This is a genomic window from Chryseobacterium gregarium DSM 19109 (genome assembly GCF_000430845.1).
GTDB classification, from domain to species: domain Bacteria; phylum Bacteroidota; class Bacteroidia; order Flavobacteriales; family Weeksellaceae; genus Chryseobacterium; species Chryseobacterium gregarium.
Window position 1 is genome coordinate 121,319 of record NZ_KE387264.1, and the last position, 13,833, is coordinate 135,151.

The window sequence follows — 13,833 nt, forward strand, 5'->3', positions numbered from 1 at the left end:
CTAAAAGTTGATCTTGTAATTCTAAAATTTTTCTAATTTTTTGTCATTTTAATGCAAAATTCATAATGATACACAACTTTATAAATGAACATGGACTCATTTCATATTTATTTATCATCAGTAAGCTTTTTAATCATTCCGTTAAACAGATACGCATGAAACGGAAGTACAGAATACCAGTACAGCCTGCCCATTAAGCCCACGGGCCTGAAAGTGGCTTCCTGTATCAGCTTTCCGTTTTCAATTTTAAAATCCAGCCAGGCCTCGCCCGGCATTTTCATTTCGGCAAAAAGGAGCAGTCTTTTGTCTTCTTTGCTCGCATACAGTACCCTCCAGAAATCCACACTGTCCCCGGCATTTACCGTCGCTGAATTTTTACGGCCTCTTTTCAGTCCCACGCCGCCGAAAAGTTTATCTAGCATTCCTCTTATGCTCCACAGATGATTGGCATAATACCAGCCGTTTTTTCCTCCGATTCCGAAGATTTTGTTTAAGGTTTTGTTTTCATCTTTCACTTCATGCGTTCTTCTATCCTTAAAAACGCCCATGCTTGGAACCTCTAGAAACTCCCATACATTTTTGGTATATCTGTAATTCCCGAATGAATCATACCATGTTGACAGGACTTCATTCTGTTCAATTTTATCAAAGCTCAGTTTAAGGCTTTCACGGTAAGTCAGAAGCTTTACCTTAAGCTTTTTAGCCAGGTCATTGTCTTCTGCCACCACATTTATCGTCATGCTGTCAACCAGGTTTTTGGCCAAAGCATACGAGGTTGAGGTAATGAAATACAGCCAGTAAGAAGATAATTTCGGACTGAGAAACGGTACCGAAATAATAACTCTTTTTAAATGCCGTTCACTGGCGAATATAAGCAGCATCTCTTTATAAGACAGGACATCCGGGCCTGCAATATCAAAATGTTTATTATAGGTAAAAGGCTGATGCATAACGCCGGTCAGCAGTTCAATGACATTTCTGATGGCGATCGGCTGGCAAAGTGTTTTCAGCCATTTGGGCGCTACCATGACGGGCAGTTTTTCCACCAGGTCACGGATGATTTCAAAGGATGCCGACCCTGAGCCGATAATAATTCCTGCCCGGAGCACCGTAAGGCTGTAGGCCGGGGATTTCAGTTCTTTTTCAACATCTTTCCGCGACTGGAGGTGTTTGGAAAGCTTATCTTCATTTACAATACCGGTCAGGTAAATCACCTGTCTGCAGGAAGTCTGTTCAATGGTCCGCGAAAAATTACCGGCAGATATTTTTTCCGCTTTACTGAAGTCTGCATTGGAAGACATGGAATGAATCAGGTAGTATGCCACATCAATATCTTTTTCTACAGGCACAAGGGTTTCAGGATCATTGTAATCATGTTCAATAATGCTCAGCTTATTCAGGTAATTCTGATACATGGAAGTGTCAAACCTTTTTTTGTCACGCACCGAACAAATGACTTCATGCCCATCACTTAAAAGCTGTATAAGCAGCCTTTTTCCGATGTATCCTGTTGCTCCTGTAAGAAATATTTTCATCTGGTGTCTTTTTATAAGTTATTTTGGATTTTATTTGTCTGAATGATCCGATCCGATAGGTGTCTGATATTCAGTGTTTAAAATTAGAATAGATGATGTGCCGGGTTATAATACCGGATGCCATGAAAGTTTACAAAACTGATACCATAAGGCAAAATTTTAAAATTTACTTGATAATTTTAGAAAAATGGTCTGCTTTATGCTAAGAGAATAACAAGCAGGTCAATTATGCCTGATGACAAACAGAATAACACCACAAAATTATATAGTATGAAAGAATCTACTCAAGGGGACAGTACTTCAATCAATAAGGAAATCGAACGTCAGAAAGCGCTTAAAGTTCTTGAAAAAGCTAAAATGATGAGCAGAAAAGTTGTTTTTCTGCCTAAAGGAGCCAGCGGAAGTGCAAAGCAGAATAATTTATTCTAGTTTTTATTTTCTTCATGAATAATAAGCTACCTCGGGTAGCTTTTTTTATAGGCAAAAAGGACAGTATTATAAACTTCTATTTAGATAAATATTTTTATATTGTATTTTTAAGTACAGGCTTTTCCGGTAAAGCTGATTCATTTCACAGCAGATTTTTAAAATTGCTATTAACGTATTCATTTCATTCATGTATAAAAAAAGATTCAGGATCTATGAGTCCATATTCACCAATGCGGTAGTTATAAATGCTTTATTGTTTTTTCTGCTTACTGTTTCATTCTTGCTCCTAACTTCTTTTGTGCTATCGAACCGCTCCGCTCACTGGGACTATTATGTGTCCGGGTTTCTTCAGCATCAGCAGCATAGCCTTCTGGATTATATCATGAAAGGGCTCAGCTGGCTTGGAAGGGTGCGGGTTGCCTTTTTTGCAATTTGCCTCACCTCGTTGCTTTTTTTAATTTTCGGGAAGAGAAAAGAAGCGGTTATGATCTTCTCAACGATACTCACAGGTGCTATAAGCTGGACCTTAAAAATGCTCATCGACCGGTCCAGGCCCGGTGCAGATATTGTGAGGGTTATTGAAGAAACCAAATACCAGAGTTTCCCCAGCGGCCATGTCCTTTTCTATACAGTTTTCTTTGGGATGGTATCAATCATTGTCTTGTATTCACAAAGGATAAGCAAAGGGTTAAAAACAGTGATCATTTCTCTGCTGGTCTTTATGATCATCTGCGGTGCTGTTTCAAGGATCTATCTCGGAGCTCATTGGTTTACCGATATTCTCGGAGGGCTGATCATCGGGATCCAGTGTCTGCAGATCGCCCGGCTGGTATATCTGAAGAATAAAACCGAGCAGACACCAACAGAACCTGTATAATCAAATTTTTTATTTAAAACCTGAAAGTCCCATTTGCTATTCTGAAAAATAAATACCCTCTCATATTCATGGGAGGGTATTAAAATAATATAAATAAAAATTGTTTTTTATATGATTAGTTAATTCAGAAAAGGCCGGAAAATTTGTTCTGACAGATGGTTACATCAGACAAAATAACGGGATATAATATTTGTGTTTTTACGAATTCCGTTACATACAAATCTTCAAGCGCTTATTTAAAATAATAACGATCTGAATTATGCAAGTTTAACGTTAACAGCGTTTAAGCCCTTTTCGCTTTTTTGTACATCAAAAACTACCTTATCATTTTCACGGATGGTTCTTGCGGTCAGTCCTGAAGAATGTACGAATATATCACTGCTTCCGTCTGACGGAGATATAAATCCGAAGCCTTTTGCCTCGTTAAAAAATTTTACTGTGCCTTCTTGCATTGTGTTGGTTGTTTAAAATTGTTGTTATTTTGATTTGTATATCTTAATCGGGTAAATCAATACCATAGTATAGGTTTAGTTTTTATACTGAAAATCAGGTGTTGTGACAGGTATGGTGAATCCAATCAGCAGATTTGATTTGTCTGTTTTCTCAACCAGGTATACCGACTGCTGAATATGCTGTGCTTTCGGTGAAACCGGAGCGACGGTTATTTCTACCGGATTCTGCAACAGTATATCTGCAAGAGCACGGATATCTGCGGTCATGGCAGTAGAAAAAAATAAGGTCTGCCTTTTTTTAGGAATCAGCTGTAAAACTTTTTTCACCTCGGCGGTCAAATCCATATCGAGCATCCTATCGGCTTCATCCAAAATGAACATTTCGATTTTGGAAAGATCGATATGCCTTTGGCTCACCAGCTCCAGAAGTCTTTCGGGAGTTGCAATAAGAATATCCACTCTCTTTCTCAAAGCAGCCAGCTGGCCGCCCGTAGAAACGCCTTCAAAAACGGAAAGCTGTGACAAAGGCAGATATTTGCTGTACATTTTAAAATTGTTCTCAATCTGAACTGCCAGTTCACGTGTCGGAGTCAGGATCAGTGTTCTTATTTCATTATGATCAGGCGTATTCTTTTTAAGCAATTGTAGAATAGGCATTGCGAATGCTGCTGTTTTCCCCGTTCCCGTTTGTGCACATCCAAGGATGTCTTTTCTCGCTAAAATATGGGGGATTGCCGTATATTGGATTTCAGTAGGCTTGGAATATCCGGCTTCCGTAGCAGCACGGACAATGGGATTGATTAAATTTAAATTTTTAAAGCTTATAATAGACATCAGGATTTCTGTTGTTTTTATGACCAGATCCTTCACCGGGAACTGAATTGATGTATCTTTAAAAAAGGTTGTTAAGATAATGATCTTTTTAACCTTTTTATTTGCTTCAGCGGCGATAAGAATATTCTCAATGAAAATACAATTGTTGGGCTTTGCAATGCATATCTTACACAATGGGCGGCGTAAAAATTTTATACATTCTTAATCCTCATTATGATCATTTACATCTTTAGGTAAAAAAATAAACTTTTATAAAAGGATTGTTTTGTTTGTATGGGATATTCCGGAAACCAATCGTCTGTATTATTTTATCGTAATAAAATGAAGTTTAAAGCGGGCAGCTGAAAAGCTAGACTGAAAGAAAAATTGTGATTTTAAACTCATACAGAATGGCAAAGGCAGAAACCTGTTTTGTAAATGCTTTGCAAACATACGATAAAAAAACGGAATAACAGTGGTTTTAAGGTATTGATTATCAGAAATGTTCTTGGATTTTACAGGGTGGAGGATTATTTTCATAAAGCGGATGATTAAATTCTGAAATCTACAGAATTGTACATCAGCTACTGAACCTTATTCCCGGCTTTTGGTTTCCTGCGCGGTTCGTATTTGAAGCTGGTTTACTTCATTATGGCCCATCATAAGATGGCTCTTTCTGCAAAGATTATTAAAAAACCAATTGATTGGGCCCCTATCGATCGTAAAGCTGAGCCAATATTACAGACGAATTTCGGACGTTTACATTTTATCTATTTATCAGAAAATAAGTATTGAAACGTAATGAAATAATATCATTAACTACATCAGTTAACCTACGATCTGCCGGTTTGTGATAAGCTTGCAGGATTTTTAAGGGATAATTACCGTAAACAGATATACCAGGAAAATGGCTACCAATACAAATCCCTGCATAATATTGGTTCTTCCTGTGGCCAGGGAGATGGTAATGATGAACAGGGTAAGCCCCAGTAAAATGGTGGATTTGATATCAATGCCCAATGTCATCCTGATGCCGGTAATAATGGAGGTGATGGCAATGGCGGGAATACTGAGCCCGATGCTCGCCAGTGCAGAACCAAAGGCCAGATTAAGTGAAGTCTGAATCTGGTTATTCCTTGCCGCACGGAATGCCGCCATCCCTTCAGGAAGGAGAACGATTCCCGCAATAATTATCCCGACCAGCGATTTCGGTGCTCCGGCCCATTTTACAATGGATTCCACATCCCCGGAAAGCAGTTTTGCGAGTAAAACCACAATTCCAAGGCAAAGGATCAGAAAAAGAATACTGATGCACATCTGCCGGTTGGAAGGTTTTTCAGGAAAATCGTCATCATCGCCGTCAGATGTTTCAGCTGACCTGTTTTCCGGTGAAATAAAATAACTGCGGTGCCTGATGGTCTGCATCATGGTAAAGCCCAGGTATAATGAAAGGCTGATCAGCGAGACAAAAAGCAGCTGAAGGGAAGTGTATTCCCCACCCTTATGGCTGACCGTATAATTCGGTAAGATAAGCACGAAGATACTGATGGAGGTGAGTGTAATAAGTGCCGTGCTGACTCCCTGAAGGGTAAAGTTCTGTACTTTGAATTTAACAGAACCTATGATAATACAGCCGCCGATAATGCCCGTAAGAATAATCATTACTGCTGCGTATACCGTGTCCCGGGCCAGTGTTATGGTTTCAAGCCCTTTAGCGCCCAGCATAATTGAAATAATAAGGGCTACCTCTATCACGGTAATGGCAAAGGCAAGCAGGAGCGTTCCGAAAGGTTCGCCGACACGAAACGCGATCACTTCTGAATGATACACGGCAGCCAGAACGCTTCCTATCAGAAATAGCGAAAGGACTGCAGAATAGAATGTACCGGAAAAAAAATGACTGCCGAAATACGCCAGCCAGGCGAGAACGGGAATCAGTATGGTCCAGATTAAAAGATATATTTTTTTCTTCATAAAGTTTTTTGCTATCGGTTCAGTAACAAGAGAGTAGGGGTTGGAAATGAGGGAATTAATTGATTCTGCCGGAATACTTGTATGACATTGAAAACTGCAAAGGTTAATTTCTGCATGTTTCAGACGAAAACAGCATCATCAGATCATGGCGTCTGCCCGATTCATATGGCAAGATAAATAAATGGCACATGACTTTCGGTAAAGATACTGTTAATTTGTCAGACTTATATATGATAGCTTTATCTGCTCCGATGATCACGGAAATCAGATGAAAAATTCGCGGTATTTAAAATGAAATGATAGATCAGAGGTTCTCGGTTTTATTCGGTTTTTAAATAACCGGCCGGTTTTCTTTTTACGGTTTCCGGTGAGAAGTCAGTAGCAGCATGATACCTTTTTTGTAAATCAGGTTTGAATTGCTGATTGATAATGTATTGATATGGAAATCCTGTAAGCCATTCCATTGCTTTTTAATGGCGGTAAAGTATAAGGTGAAAAATTGTAAAAAAAATGTATGGCAGTTACAACAGGCTTTGGCCGTTTACTATTCTTTATATTCGAGGATGTCTCCCGGCTGGCATTCCAGGATTTTACAGATGGCTTCAAGCGTATCAAAGCGTACACCTTTGGCTTTTCCTGTTTTAAAGATTGAAAGATTGACAGGACTGATGCCCAGCTTTTCAGCCAATTCTTTACTCTGCATTTTACGGGTGGCCAGCATGACATCCAGGTTGACTATAATGGGCATTTTATATAAATAGATCTTGTTCGTTCTGTAAATATAGTGCCAGTCTGCCTATATTAACAAAAAAAGTGCAGGAAATTCCCAGTATGCAACGGATAAAAACCATTCAGCTTATATGTTTCACTTCTGTAAAAAATATTGCAAATAGTATAGGTCAAGTAATAAAATAGTACACTTCTGAAATCAGGTAAGATGAATGATGATCCTTCTTTTAAAGTAATTGGCTGATCATGCTTACATCTGAATTTCTGTGCTCGGAATACAGATGGGAATGAAAATCATTTAATTTAATTAAGGTTTTTAATAAATGGCTTTTTTCTTCATCGCAGAGCTTTCCTGACAGGATAACAGAGGTGAGGTTGACTTTCTCAACCGACTGGTGAAAACGCTCTTCCCCTTTTTCGGTCAGGTTCAGCCTTTTGCTCCTTCGGTCTTCCTCATCATTTTTTTCCTCAATCAGTCCGGCGTCCAGGAGCCTTTTAATGATCTGGGTACCGGTCTGTTTTTCATGGCCGTTTCTTTCAATCAACTGTATTTTGGTAAGGTTCGGCTCATCTTTCAGGCGGTACAGGTAAGTGAATTCTTCATTGGCCAGTTCAGGGAATTCACCCAGCCCTTTCCTTATCAGCTGTTTGGAATACCTGCTCAGCAGAAGGATCTGCTTACAGATTTCGTTTTCTCTGAAGGAAACCTCATGCTTTTCGTTCTTAAAAAGCTTGGTAGGGCTTTCTTCCCTGTATTTTTTATCGTTCAGCCACAGGCGGAAATCTTCCACCTTAGCATGAGGCGTATAGGATCCGGAATTTTCAAAATCTTTTACCTGCAACAGCAGATCGATAAAAAAATCAGTATGCATTAGATAATTTTGATGTAAAGATATACGTTTGTCGACGGGATTCAAAATTACAGTCTGACACTTCCCATTCCACCGTCGATGCCAAAAACCTGTCCGGTAATCCATGCCGCTTTATCGGAAAGCAAAAATTCCGTCATCTCCGCGATTTCAGAAGGGTTTCCGATTCTCTGAAGCGGATGCCTTTTGGCCGAAGCTTCCCTTTTTTCAGGTGTGGAGAGCAACTGTAACGCGAGAGCAGTATCCGTTAAAGAAGGCGCGATGGCATTAACCCGTATTTTCTGGGATGAAAATTCCGCTGCCAGGCTTTTTACCAGTCCTTCAACGGCGCTTTTGCTGGCAGAAACTGAAGCATGAAAAGGCATTCCCAACTTTGCGGCTACCGAACTGTAAAGTATGATGGATGAGCTTTCCGGTTTTTTCAGGTTCGGAAGCAGTTTCTGAATACATTTGACAGCCCCTAAAACATTGATTTCAAAATCTTTTTTAAAGTCCTCTTCCGCAAGTCGGCTAAATGGTTTAAGATTGATGCTTCCGGGAGCATACACGAGGCCATCGACCCTTTCCGGAAAAGTAAGCCCGTCTAAATTTCCGGTAAGGATATCCATTTCATGAAATTCGATATTGGGATGCCGCAGTTCCGGATTAAAAGTCCTGGAAATACCGATGATTTTATGGTTTTCCGAAAGGATTTTCGCAGTGGCGAGCCCGATCCCTGATCCGCATCCGATGATGACTATGTTTTTCATATTTGTTTTTTGCTTTATTATAATGACTAAATTTTTAGAGTTGGTTTTTTAGATTTGAATACACAAAATCTGCATAATTACCGATAAACTATTGTTGAAATTATTTCAAAATGTTATCAAACTTTATTATCCCATAACCGAATATTAAATCAAATCAGTCAGTCTTAAGGATTGAATCCAGGGCTGTGCAGTATGTTTATCTTTTTGAGATTTTATTATTGCTGATCACACGCTGTCTGCTGCACCTGAAACGGATGATTTCCTCTTTTCTCTTCATAAGGTGCTTTTGACTGAGTCCGGAGTTGACGCGTTTTCTCCACAGCCTGAAACTGGATGGCTTAAGCTCGGAGCGCATCAGTTGGATTACTTCCGCTTCACTGATGACGAACTGAAAGGCAATGGCTTCAAACGGTGTACGGTCTTCCCATGCCATTTCAATAATCCGGTCGGTTTGCTGAAGAGTGAATTGTTTATCCATAATGTTATTTTTGCGGGATTATCTTCCTGCATGATCAGGTTAGAGTATTCCCGTTTCTTGTTGGCAGATCTCTGGTGTACCGGAGGATGTTGATTTTTTATTTCTTCGGCACCGTTCGCTGCAGTATTTAATCTCGTCCCAGTTCTTTTTCCACTTTTTGCGCCAGTTGAAAGGAAGTCCGCAGACTTCACAGGTCTTTGAAGGCAGTCCGGCCGGCATCTTTTATGGTTTAATAAAATTCTGATAATTATTGATGACCACGCGGTTTGATTTCAGGTCATGCATCATATGGTACAGCCCGAAGAATGTCCTGTTAAGGTAGATAAAATGTCTGGAACCCCTGTTGGCATTCATCCCTTTCATATCGCTGAGCTTTGAATACCGCTGTCCGAGGTCTGCTATTTCATTAAAGAATGAATCATCGGAAAAATCAAAATCTCCCCGGTTGAAAGGCCGGGTAAATAGTTCCAGCAATTCATAAAAGAGTTTGGAAAAGAATGCAGTTTCCTCAGGAGTATCGTCATCACGCAATATTTCCAGCGTATACAATTTTTCTCTGAATATCTCAGGGTTTTTCAGGTTTTCTTCCCTGGCCAGCTCAAAATAAGGCGTATAAAAGTCTTCCGGGATTTCTTTGATGCATCCGAAATCGATCACCAGTAGCTTCTGATCATCCGAAACGAGAAAGTTTCCCGGATGCGGATCTGCATGTACTTTTTTAAGGATATGCATCTGATACATGTAAAAATCCCAGAGGGTCTGGCCTATGGAATTCAGCTGATCCTGTGTATTGTCTTTTTTGATAAACTCTGAAAAATGAAGCCCGGGCATCCAGTCCATCGTAATGATTTTTTCACAGGAATATTCGGGATAATAGGCCGGGAAAAGAATATTCGGGAGATGCATGCATTCTTCTGAAAAATGCTGGCTTCGCTGAAGTTCAAGAGTATAATCCGTTTCTTCGTAAAGCTTATCTTCAACTTCCTGAAAATAAGACTCCGAACCATCCTTTTTAATATTGAACATCTTCATCGCAATGGGTTTTACCATTTTAAGGTCGCTGCTGATGCTCTCACGCACGCCGGGATATTGTATTTTCACCGCAAGGGCTCTGTTATTTTTCCGGGCTTTGTGCACCTGGCCGATGCTTGCCGCATTTACGGATTCCGAAGAAAACTCATCAAATATTTCTTCAGGGTTTTTCCCGAAGTATTTCCTGAACGTTTTCCTCACCAGTGCTCCTGAAAGCGGCGGTACTGAAAACTGGGACAGGGAAAACTTTTCTACATATTCCACCGGAAGCATATTTTTCTCCATGCTCAGCATCTGGGCAACTTTAAGGGCAGAACCTTTCAGTTCTTTCAGCGAATCGTAGATGTCCGAAGCGTTGTCTTCATTCAGGATCTTTCTCGCCTCACCTTCATCTTTGGTAATTTTATTGCCATAATATTTAAGATAATTGACGCCCACTTTGGCACCCGCTTTCAGAAGGCTGCCGGTTCTTTCAATTTTTCCCGTCGGTATTTTATCTAATGTTTTCATAAGTTCTTATTGATTTCATTTACCTGTTTTCTTTCCATAAAAATTTTCCCAGATCGAGAAGCTTCTTCAGCGGTTCGTTATCGATCAGTTCAAATCCCGTATCAATGGTTTTTTCAATGAAAATATCTGTTTTTTCAAAATCCGGCGATGTATCTTTTTTCCAGAACTCGATGCAGGAAACCAGGTGGAGCCACAGGGCCTGCTGCCTTGATTTTTCGTTGAAATTCCTGATTTTATCCGCTTTCCTCAGTATTTCCCATTCGTTGAAATCCAGCGTACTGATAAATTGCTCATGCGTCTTTTTAAGGTTATTTAAGACCTTTGCATTCTCCATTCTGTCTTTTCCCAGTAATGCAAGGACGAGCGATCTGTTCATGGTCAGGTTCTCAAAGAAAATAAAATAGACATTAAGCATCTTTTCCTTTGCCGTTACCTCTCCTGAAATATTGACTTCAGCAGCAAGTTCCAGAGACTTTTTAAAAAGATGATTGAAGATTTCCCTTTCCATAAGCTCAAATCCGGAAAAGAAATGGTAGAACTCTTTTTCCTCAAACGCGTTTTCTTTAGCAAACAGGTAGACATTCTTCGGTTTTTCTCCATGGTTAAGAATATAATCACCATACAGTTCCAATATTCTTTCCTGGGTTATATAATTTTGGCTTTGATTATCCATTGAATTTATTTTCATCAAATTTAGTAATTTAAATTACTTTAAATTAAAATAAAGTATAAATTTGTACTATATAAATGATTTAAATTTTAGATGATGTTGAAAATACAAGCACAGTCTACTGTACCTACTGAATTTGGGATGTTTACCGTATATGCATTTTCTGAAGAAGAAACGGACTGGATGCCTCACCTGGTATGGGTTTATGAAACAACAGATTTAAGTAAGACGGTGAATGTACGGTTCCATTCAGAATGTATTACCGGTGAAATCTTCCATTCTAAAAAATGCGAATGCGGGCAGCAGCTTGATGCTGCTATGAAATTTGTTTCTGAAAACGGAGGAATGATCATTTACCTGAGACAGGAAGGGCGAAATATCGGAATCATCAATAAATTAAAAGCCTATGCTCTTCAGGAACAGGGATTAGATACGGTGGAAGCCAATCTTCAGCTGGGATTACCGGCAGACGGAAGAAATTTTGAGGTTGCGATCGAGATGCTTAAGCTTTTGGAGGTAAGAAGCATTTATTTGCTTACCAATAATCCCGACAAACTAAAAGCGATCGAAAATAGTGACATCATCCTCGCCGGGAGAGTACCTTTGGAAATAGACCCCAATTCATCTAATGAAGATTACCTGATGACCAAGAAAGACTATTTCGGTCATCTGCTGGAGAAAGTATAAACTACATCCAGAATCATATTAATCCAGACTCTGGATAAACAGATGTTATAGAAAAGGAATGAACTATAGATTTTACTGTTTAGGATCCGATGGTTAATTTATAGCACTGTAAAAACCAGGACTTATTCCCACAAAAAAATGCGGAACTGTTTTTGTGCCGCATTTCTTATTAGTTATCTGTTAAAAATATCATGAGTTTAGCACTAAGCTGCTAAACCATCCTCAGATATAGTTGTTTCTAAAAATGGAAGAACTGGTTATTAACCATATTTTCTGTTGGAATTATAATTATTAGGGGGATGTATTCCGTGAAAGTTATTGTAAGTGTAATATAGGTCTTTAAAATAAATCTCCGTTTCCACTTCATATTTTTCTATAACCGGATTGCTTTTCTGAAGTTTAGGAATCACTGAAAGAATTTTGTCTTCAGAAGCCGCTTTTTTCCTGCAATGACAATACCGATGATCATTTTCAGAATGCTGCTGAAGATCAGCAACCAGAATTTCCGTATGTTCATAAGTGCTGGATTTCTCAAACGTTTCCTGCTCCAGGGTAAACCATGGCTCACCGTGATAAAAAAAGTGATCAATTATTTCAGGATGATTGGAGTCTTTTTTTTCCAAAGGCGCAGATGAATGATAGCCGTTGCATTGTGTGCATACAGCAACCTGTATTTTTATAGACATAGTATTGGATTTAAAGTGTTGTGGTTTTCCTACATCAGAAGTTATGCCATACATGTAAAATCGCGAAAAATTATATGATGTCTCTGAATCGGAAACATAAAATTTTCATCAATTGTATTTAATAAACTTAAGCATCGGAATCATCAGATTGCTTTAGGATGTTTGTTGATTTTTTAATGTCCCGTTCTCAAAAAATTAATTCAGATAACCGTTTGAAATTTCTTTTTCGACATGATTTTGACACCTTGCATGTAAAAATGGTAAAGGAAAAATCCTTTTTTTAAGGAATATGCTCAATAAAAAGTGTTTTTTATACACTTTATATTAAAAAAATTATAAAGCCTTTTTAACGTTTCTTATCATATGATTTAAATGTATAATTTATTGTGGTATTTTTTTTATTTTTTTATGTAATCAATTGCTGATTCACGTAATAGAGTGTTAATGAGTATCATTTTTATGATAACCTTATCATTTTTTTTATACAATTCTTATCATTAAAAATCGATATGTAAATTATTGATATGTAGCTTATAGTATTAATTTTATTTTTTTTATTCAATTGAATTTTTATATTTGTGATGTTACATAAATGTTAACATTTTAAATGAGCCCTAATTTTATTCATACTTATGTATCTGTAGATTGTGTTGTATTCGGATTTGATCTCGAAAACAGGTTAAATATTTTATTGGTTCAGCGTCATGTGGACGATGTCCCTTTAGATCGGCAGAAAAAATTACCGGGCAGTCTGATTTTTAGTGATGAGGATGTGGATGATGCGGCGCAAAGGGTTTTGCATGAACTGACCGGCATTAAAAAAATGGTTCTTAAACAGTTCAAATGTTTTGCAGACCCTGCACGTGCCAACAGTAAGCATGACATTAAATGGATGGGGGAGGAATATAAGCATGACATCGACAGGATTATTACCGTTGCCTATCTTTCACTCTGCAAGATTGATCATAAGATCAACAGTACAAAATACGATACGGTAGACTGGTTTCCGATTGATGAGGTTCCGTCTTTGCCGTTCGATCACAACAAGATCATCAGCGAGTCGCTGATTGAGATCAGGAAATGGATAGAATCGGATTTCACCATCATTTTTGAGCTGTTGCCGAAAAGGTTTACCATCAGACAGCTGTACCAGCTGTACACTGCATTGAGTGAGAAACATATTGACATTAAAAATTTTCATAAAAAGATATCTTCGTTCAATTATATTGTTGCATTGGATGAAATAGAAAAAAATGTATCGCACCGGGCTGCAAGATATTATAAGTTCGATGCTAAAGTCTACAAGAAAAACAACACTAAACTAATAAAATAATATCCCTTTT

General features: G+C 38.5%; 15 protein-coding genes and 1 pseudogene. 4 read left to right on the top strand and 12 right to left on the bottom strand.

Annotated features, from left to right (window positions below; genetic code table 11):
* Positions 1–107: 107 nt before the first annotated feature.
* Positions 108–1,535, bottom strand: a complete 1,428-nt coding sequence (locus H561_RS0120855; RefSeq protein WP_027388709.1) for an SDR family oxidoreductase — start codon at positions 1,533–1,535, stop codon at positions 108–110.
* A gap of 270 nt (positions 1,536–1,805) precedes the next feature.
* Between H561_RS0120855 and H561_RS24210 the strand changes: the two genes are divergently transcribed.
* Entirely contained in the window at positions 1,806–1,964 is a 159-nt protein-coding gene (locus tag H561_RS24210; protein ID WP_170207320.1) for a hypothetical protein, read from the top strand.
* A gap of 187 nt (positions 1,965–2,151) precedes the next feature.
* On the top strand, positions 2,152–2,841 hold the full coding sequence (locus H561_RS0120865) for a phosphatase PAP2 family protein (RefSeq protein WP_027388711.1): 690 nt from the start codon (positions 2,152–2,154) through the stop codon (positions 2,839–2,841).
* Between the two features lie 257 nt (positions 2,842–3,098).
* Here H561_RS0120865 and H561_RS0120870 read toward each other — a convergent pair whose 3' ends face one another.
* The 10 genes and pseudogenes from H561_RS0120870 to H561_RS0120930 form a co-directional block, all read right to left on the bottom strand.
* On the bottom strand, positions 3,099–3,293 hold the full coding sequence (locus tag H561_RS0120870) for a cold-shock protein (protein ID WP_027388712.1): 195 nt from the start codon (positions 3,291–3,293) through the stop codon (positions 3,099–3,101).
* 75 nt (positions 3,294–3,368) lie between these two features.
* Positions 3,369–4,301 carry a DEAD/DEAH box helicase gene (locus tag H561_RS23080; protein WP_228372323.1) on the bottom strand — a complete coding sequence of 311 codons (933 nt, stop codon included), beginning with the start codon at positions 4,299–4,301 and terminating at the stop codon, positions 3,369–3,371.
* A gap of 675 nt (positions 4,302–4,976) precedes the next feature.
* Entirely contained in the window at positions 4,977–6,080 is a 1,104-nt protein-coding gene (locus tag H561_RS0120890; protein ID WP_027388713.1) for a calcium:proton antiporter, read from the bottom strand.
* 544 nt (positions 6,081–6,624) lie between these two features.
* Positions 6,625–6,828 carry a helix-turn-helix domain-containing protein gene (locus tag H561_RS0120900; protein WP_027388714.1) on the bottom strand — a complete coding sequence of 68 codons (204 nt, stop codon included), beginning with the start codon at positions 6,826–6,828 and terminating at the stop codon, positions 6,625–6,627.
* 208 nt (positions 6,829–7,036) lie between these two features.
* Entirely contained in the window at positions 7,037–7,681 is a 645-nt protein-coding gene (locus tag H561_RS0120905) for a MarR family winged helix-turn-helix transcriptional regulator (protein ID WP_027388715.1), read from the bottom strand.
* A gap of 47 nt (positions 7,682–7,728) precedes the next feature.
* Complete coding sequence (locus tag H561_RS0120910; RefSeq protein WP_027388716.1) at positions 7,729–8,427, bottom strand: SDR family NAD(P)-dependent oxidoreductase; 699 nt, start codon at positions 8,425–8,427, stop codon at positions 7,729–7,731.
* Positions 8,428–8,623: 196 nt separating this feature from the next.
* Positions 8,624–8,905: a TIGR03643 family protein gene (locus tag H561_RS0120915; protein ID WP_027388717.1), complete on the bottom strand. Its 282-nt coding sequence runs from the start codon at positions 8,903–8,905 to the stop codon at positions 8,624–8,626.
* Between the two features lie 96 nt (positions 8,906–9,001).
* Positions 9,002–9,124 (bottom strand): annotated as a pseudogene (locus tag H561_RS23085) (DUF2256 domain-containing protein); the annotation flags it as partial.
* Positions 9,125–9,127: 3 nt separating this feature from the next.
* The gene (locus H561_RS0120925; RefSeq protein WP_027388718.1) at positions 9,128–10,447 is read right to left on the bottom strand and encodes an ABC1 kinase family protein; all 1,320 of its coding nucleotides are present in this window, start codon (positions 10,445–10,447) and stop codon (positions 9,128–9,130) included.
* 19 nt (positions 10,448–10,466) lie between these two features.
* Positions 10,467–11,120, bottom strand: a complete 654-nt coding sequence (locus tag H561_RS0120930) for a TetR family transcriptional regulator C-terminal domain-containing protein (RefSeq protein WP_027388719.1) — start codon at positions 11,118–11,120, stop codon at positions 10,467–10,469.
* 93 nt (positions 11,121–11,213) lie between these two features.
* Between H561_RS0120930 and ribA the strand changes: the two genes are divergently transcribed.
* The gene (gene ribA / locus H561_RS0120935; protein ID WP_034763026.1) at positions 11,214–11,804 is read left to right on the top strand and encodes a GTP cyclohydrolase II; all 591 of its coding nucleotides are present in this window, start codon (positions 11,214–11,216) and stop codon (positions 11,802–11,804) included.
* 260 nt (positions 11,805–12,064) lie between these two features.
* Here the strand turns inward: ribA and H561_RS0120940 are convergent, their stop codons facing one another.
* Positions 12,065–12,490 (bottom strand): hypothetical protein, encoded by a 426-nt coding sequence (locus H561_RS0120940; protein ID WP_027388721.1) that lies wholly within the window; start codon positions 12,488–12,490, stop codon positions 12,065–12,067.
* Positions 12,491–13,097: 607 nt separating this feature from the next.
* Between H561_RS0120940 and H561_RS0120945 the strand changes: the two genes are divergently transcribed.
* On the top strand, positions 13,098–13,823 hold the full coding sequence (locus H561_RS0120945) for an NUDIX hydrolase (RefSeq protein WP_027388722.1): 726 nt from the start codon (positions 13,098–13,100) through the stop codon (positions 13,821–13,823).
* Positions 13,824–13,833: the final 10 nt, after the last annotated feature.

Bases quoted from the DNA above. Each gene is read 5' to 3' on its own strand.
- H561_RS24210 (WP_170207320.1), top strand. From the start codon at position 1,806: ATGAAAGAATCTACTCAAGGGGACAGTACTTCAATCAATAAGGAAATC.
- H561_RS0120855 (WP_027388709.1), bottom strand. From the start codon at position 1,535: ATGAAAATATTTCTTACAGGAGCAACAGGATACATCGGAAAAAGGCTG.
- H561_RS0120925 (WP_027388718.1), bottom strand. From the start codon at position 10,447: ATGAAAACATTAGATAAAATACCGACGGGAAAAATTGAAAGAACCGGC.
- H561_RS0120940 (WP_027388721.1), bottom strand. From the start codon at position 12,490: ATGTCTATAAAAATACAGGTTGCTGTATGCACACAATGCAACGGCTAT.
- H561_RS0120915 (WP_027388717.1), bottom strand. From the start codon at position 8,905: ATGGATAAACAATTCACTCTTCAGCAAACCGACCGGATTATTGAAATG.
- H561_RS0120945 (WP_027388722.1), top strand. From the start codon at position 13,098: ATGAGCCCTAATTTTATTCATACTTATGTATCTGTAGATTGTGTTGTA.
- H561_RS0120900 (WP_027388714.1), bottom strand. From the start codon at position 6,828: ATGCCCATTATAGTCAACCTGGATGTCATGCTGGCCACCCGTAAAATG.
- H561_RS0120890 (WP_027388713.1), bottom strand. From the start codon at position 6,080: ATGAAGAAAAAAATATATCTTTTAATCTGGACCATACTGATTCCCGTT.
- H561_RS0120865 (WP_027388711.1), top strand. From the start codon at position 2,152: ATGTATAAAAAAAGATTCAGGATCTATGAGTCCATATTCACCAATGCG.
- H561_RS0120910 (WP_027388716.1), bottom strand. From the start codon at position 8,427: ATGAAAAACATAGTCATCATCGGATGCGGATCAGGGATCGGGCTCGCC.
- H561_RS0120905 (WP_027388715.1), bottom strand. From the start codon at position 7,681: ATGCATACTGATTTTTTTATCGATCTGCTGTTGCAGGTAAAAGATTTT.
- H561_RS0120870 (WP_027388712.1), bottom strand. From the start codon at position 3,293: ATGCAAGAAGGCACAGTAAAATTTTTTAACGAGGCAAAAGGCTTCGGA.
- ribA (WP_034763026.1), top strand. From the start codon at position 11,214: ATGTTGAAAATACAAGCACAGTCTACTGTACCTACTGAATTTGGGATG.
- H561_RS0120930 (WP_027388719.1), bottom strand. From the start codon at position 11,120: ATGGATAATCAAAGCCAAAATTATATAACCCAGGAAAGAATATTGGAA.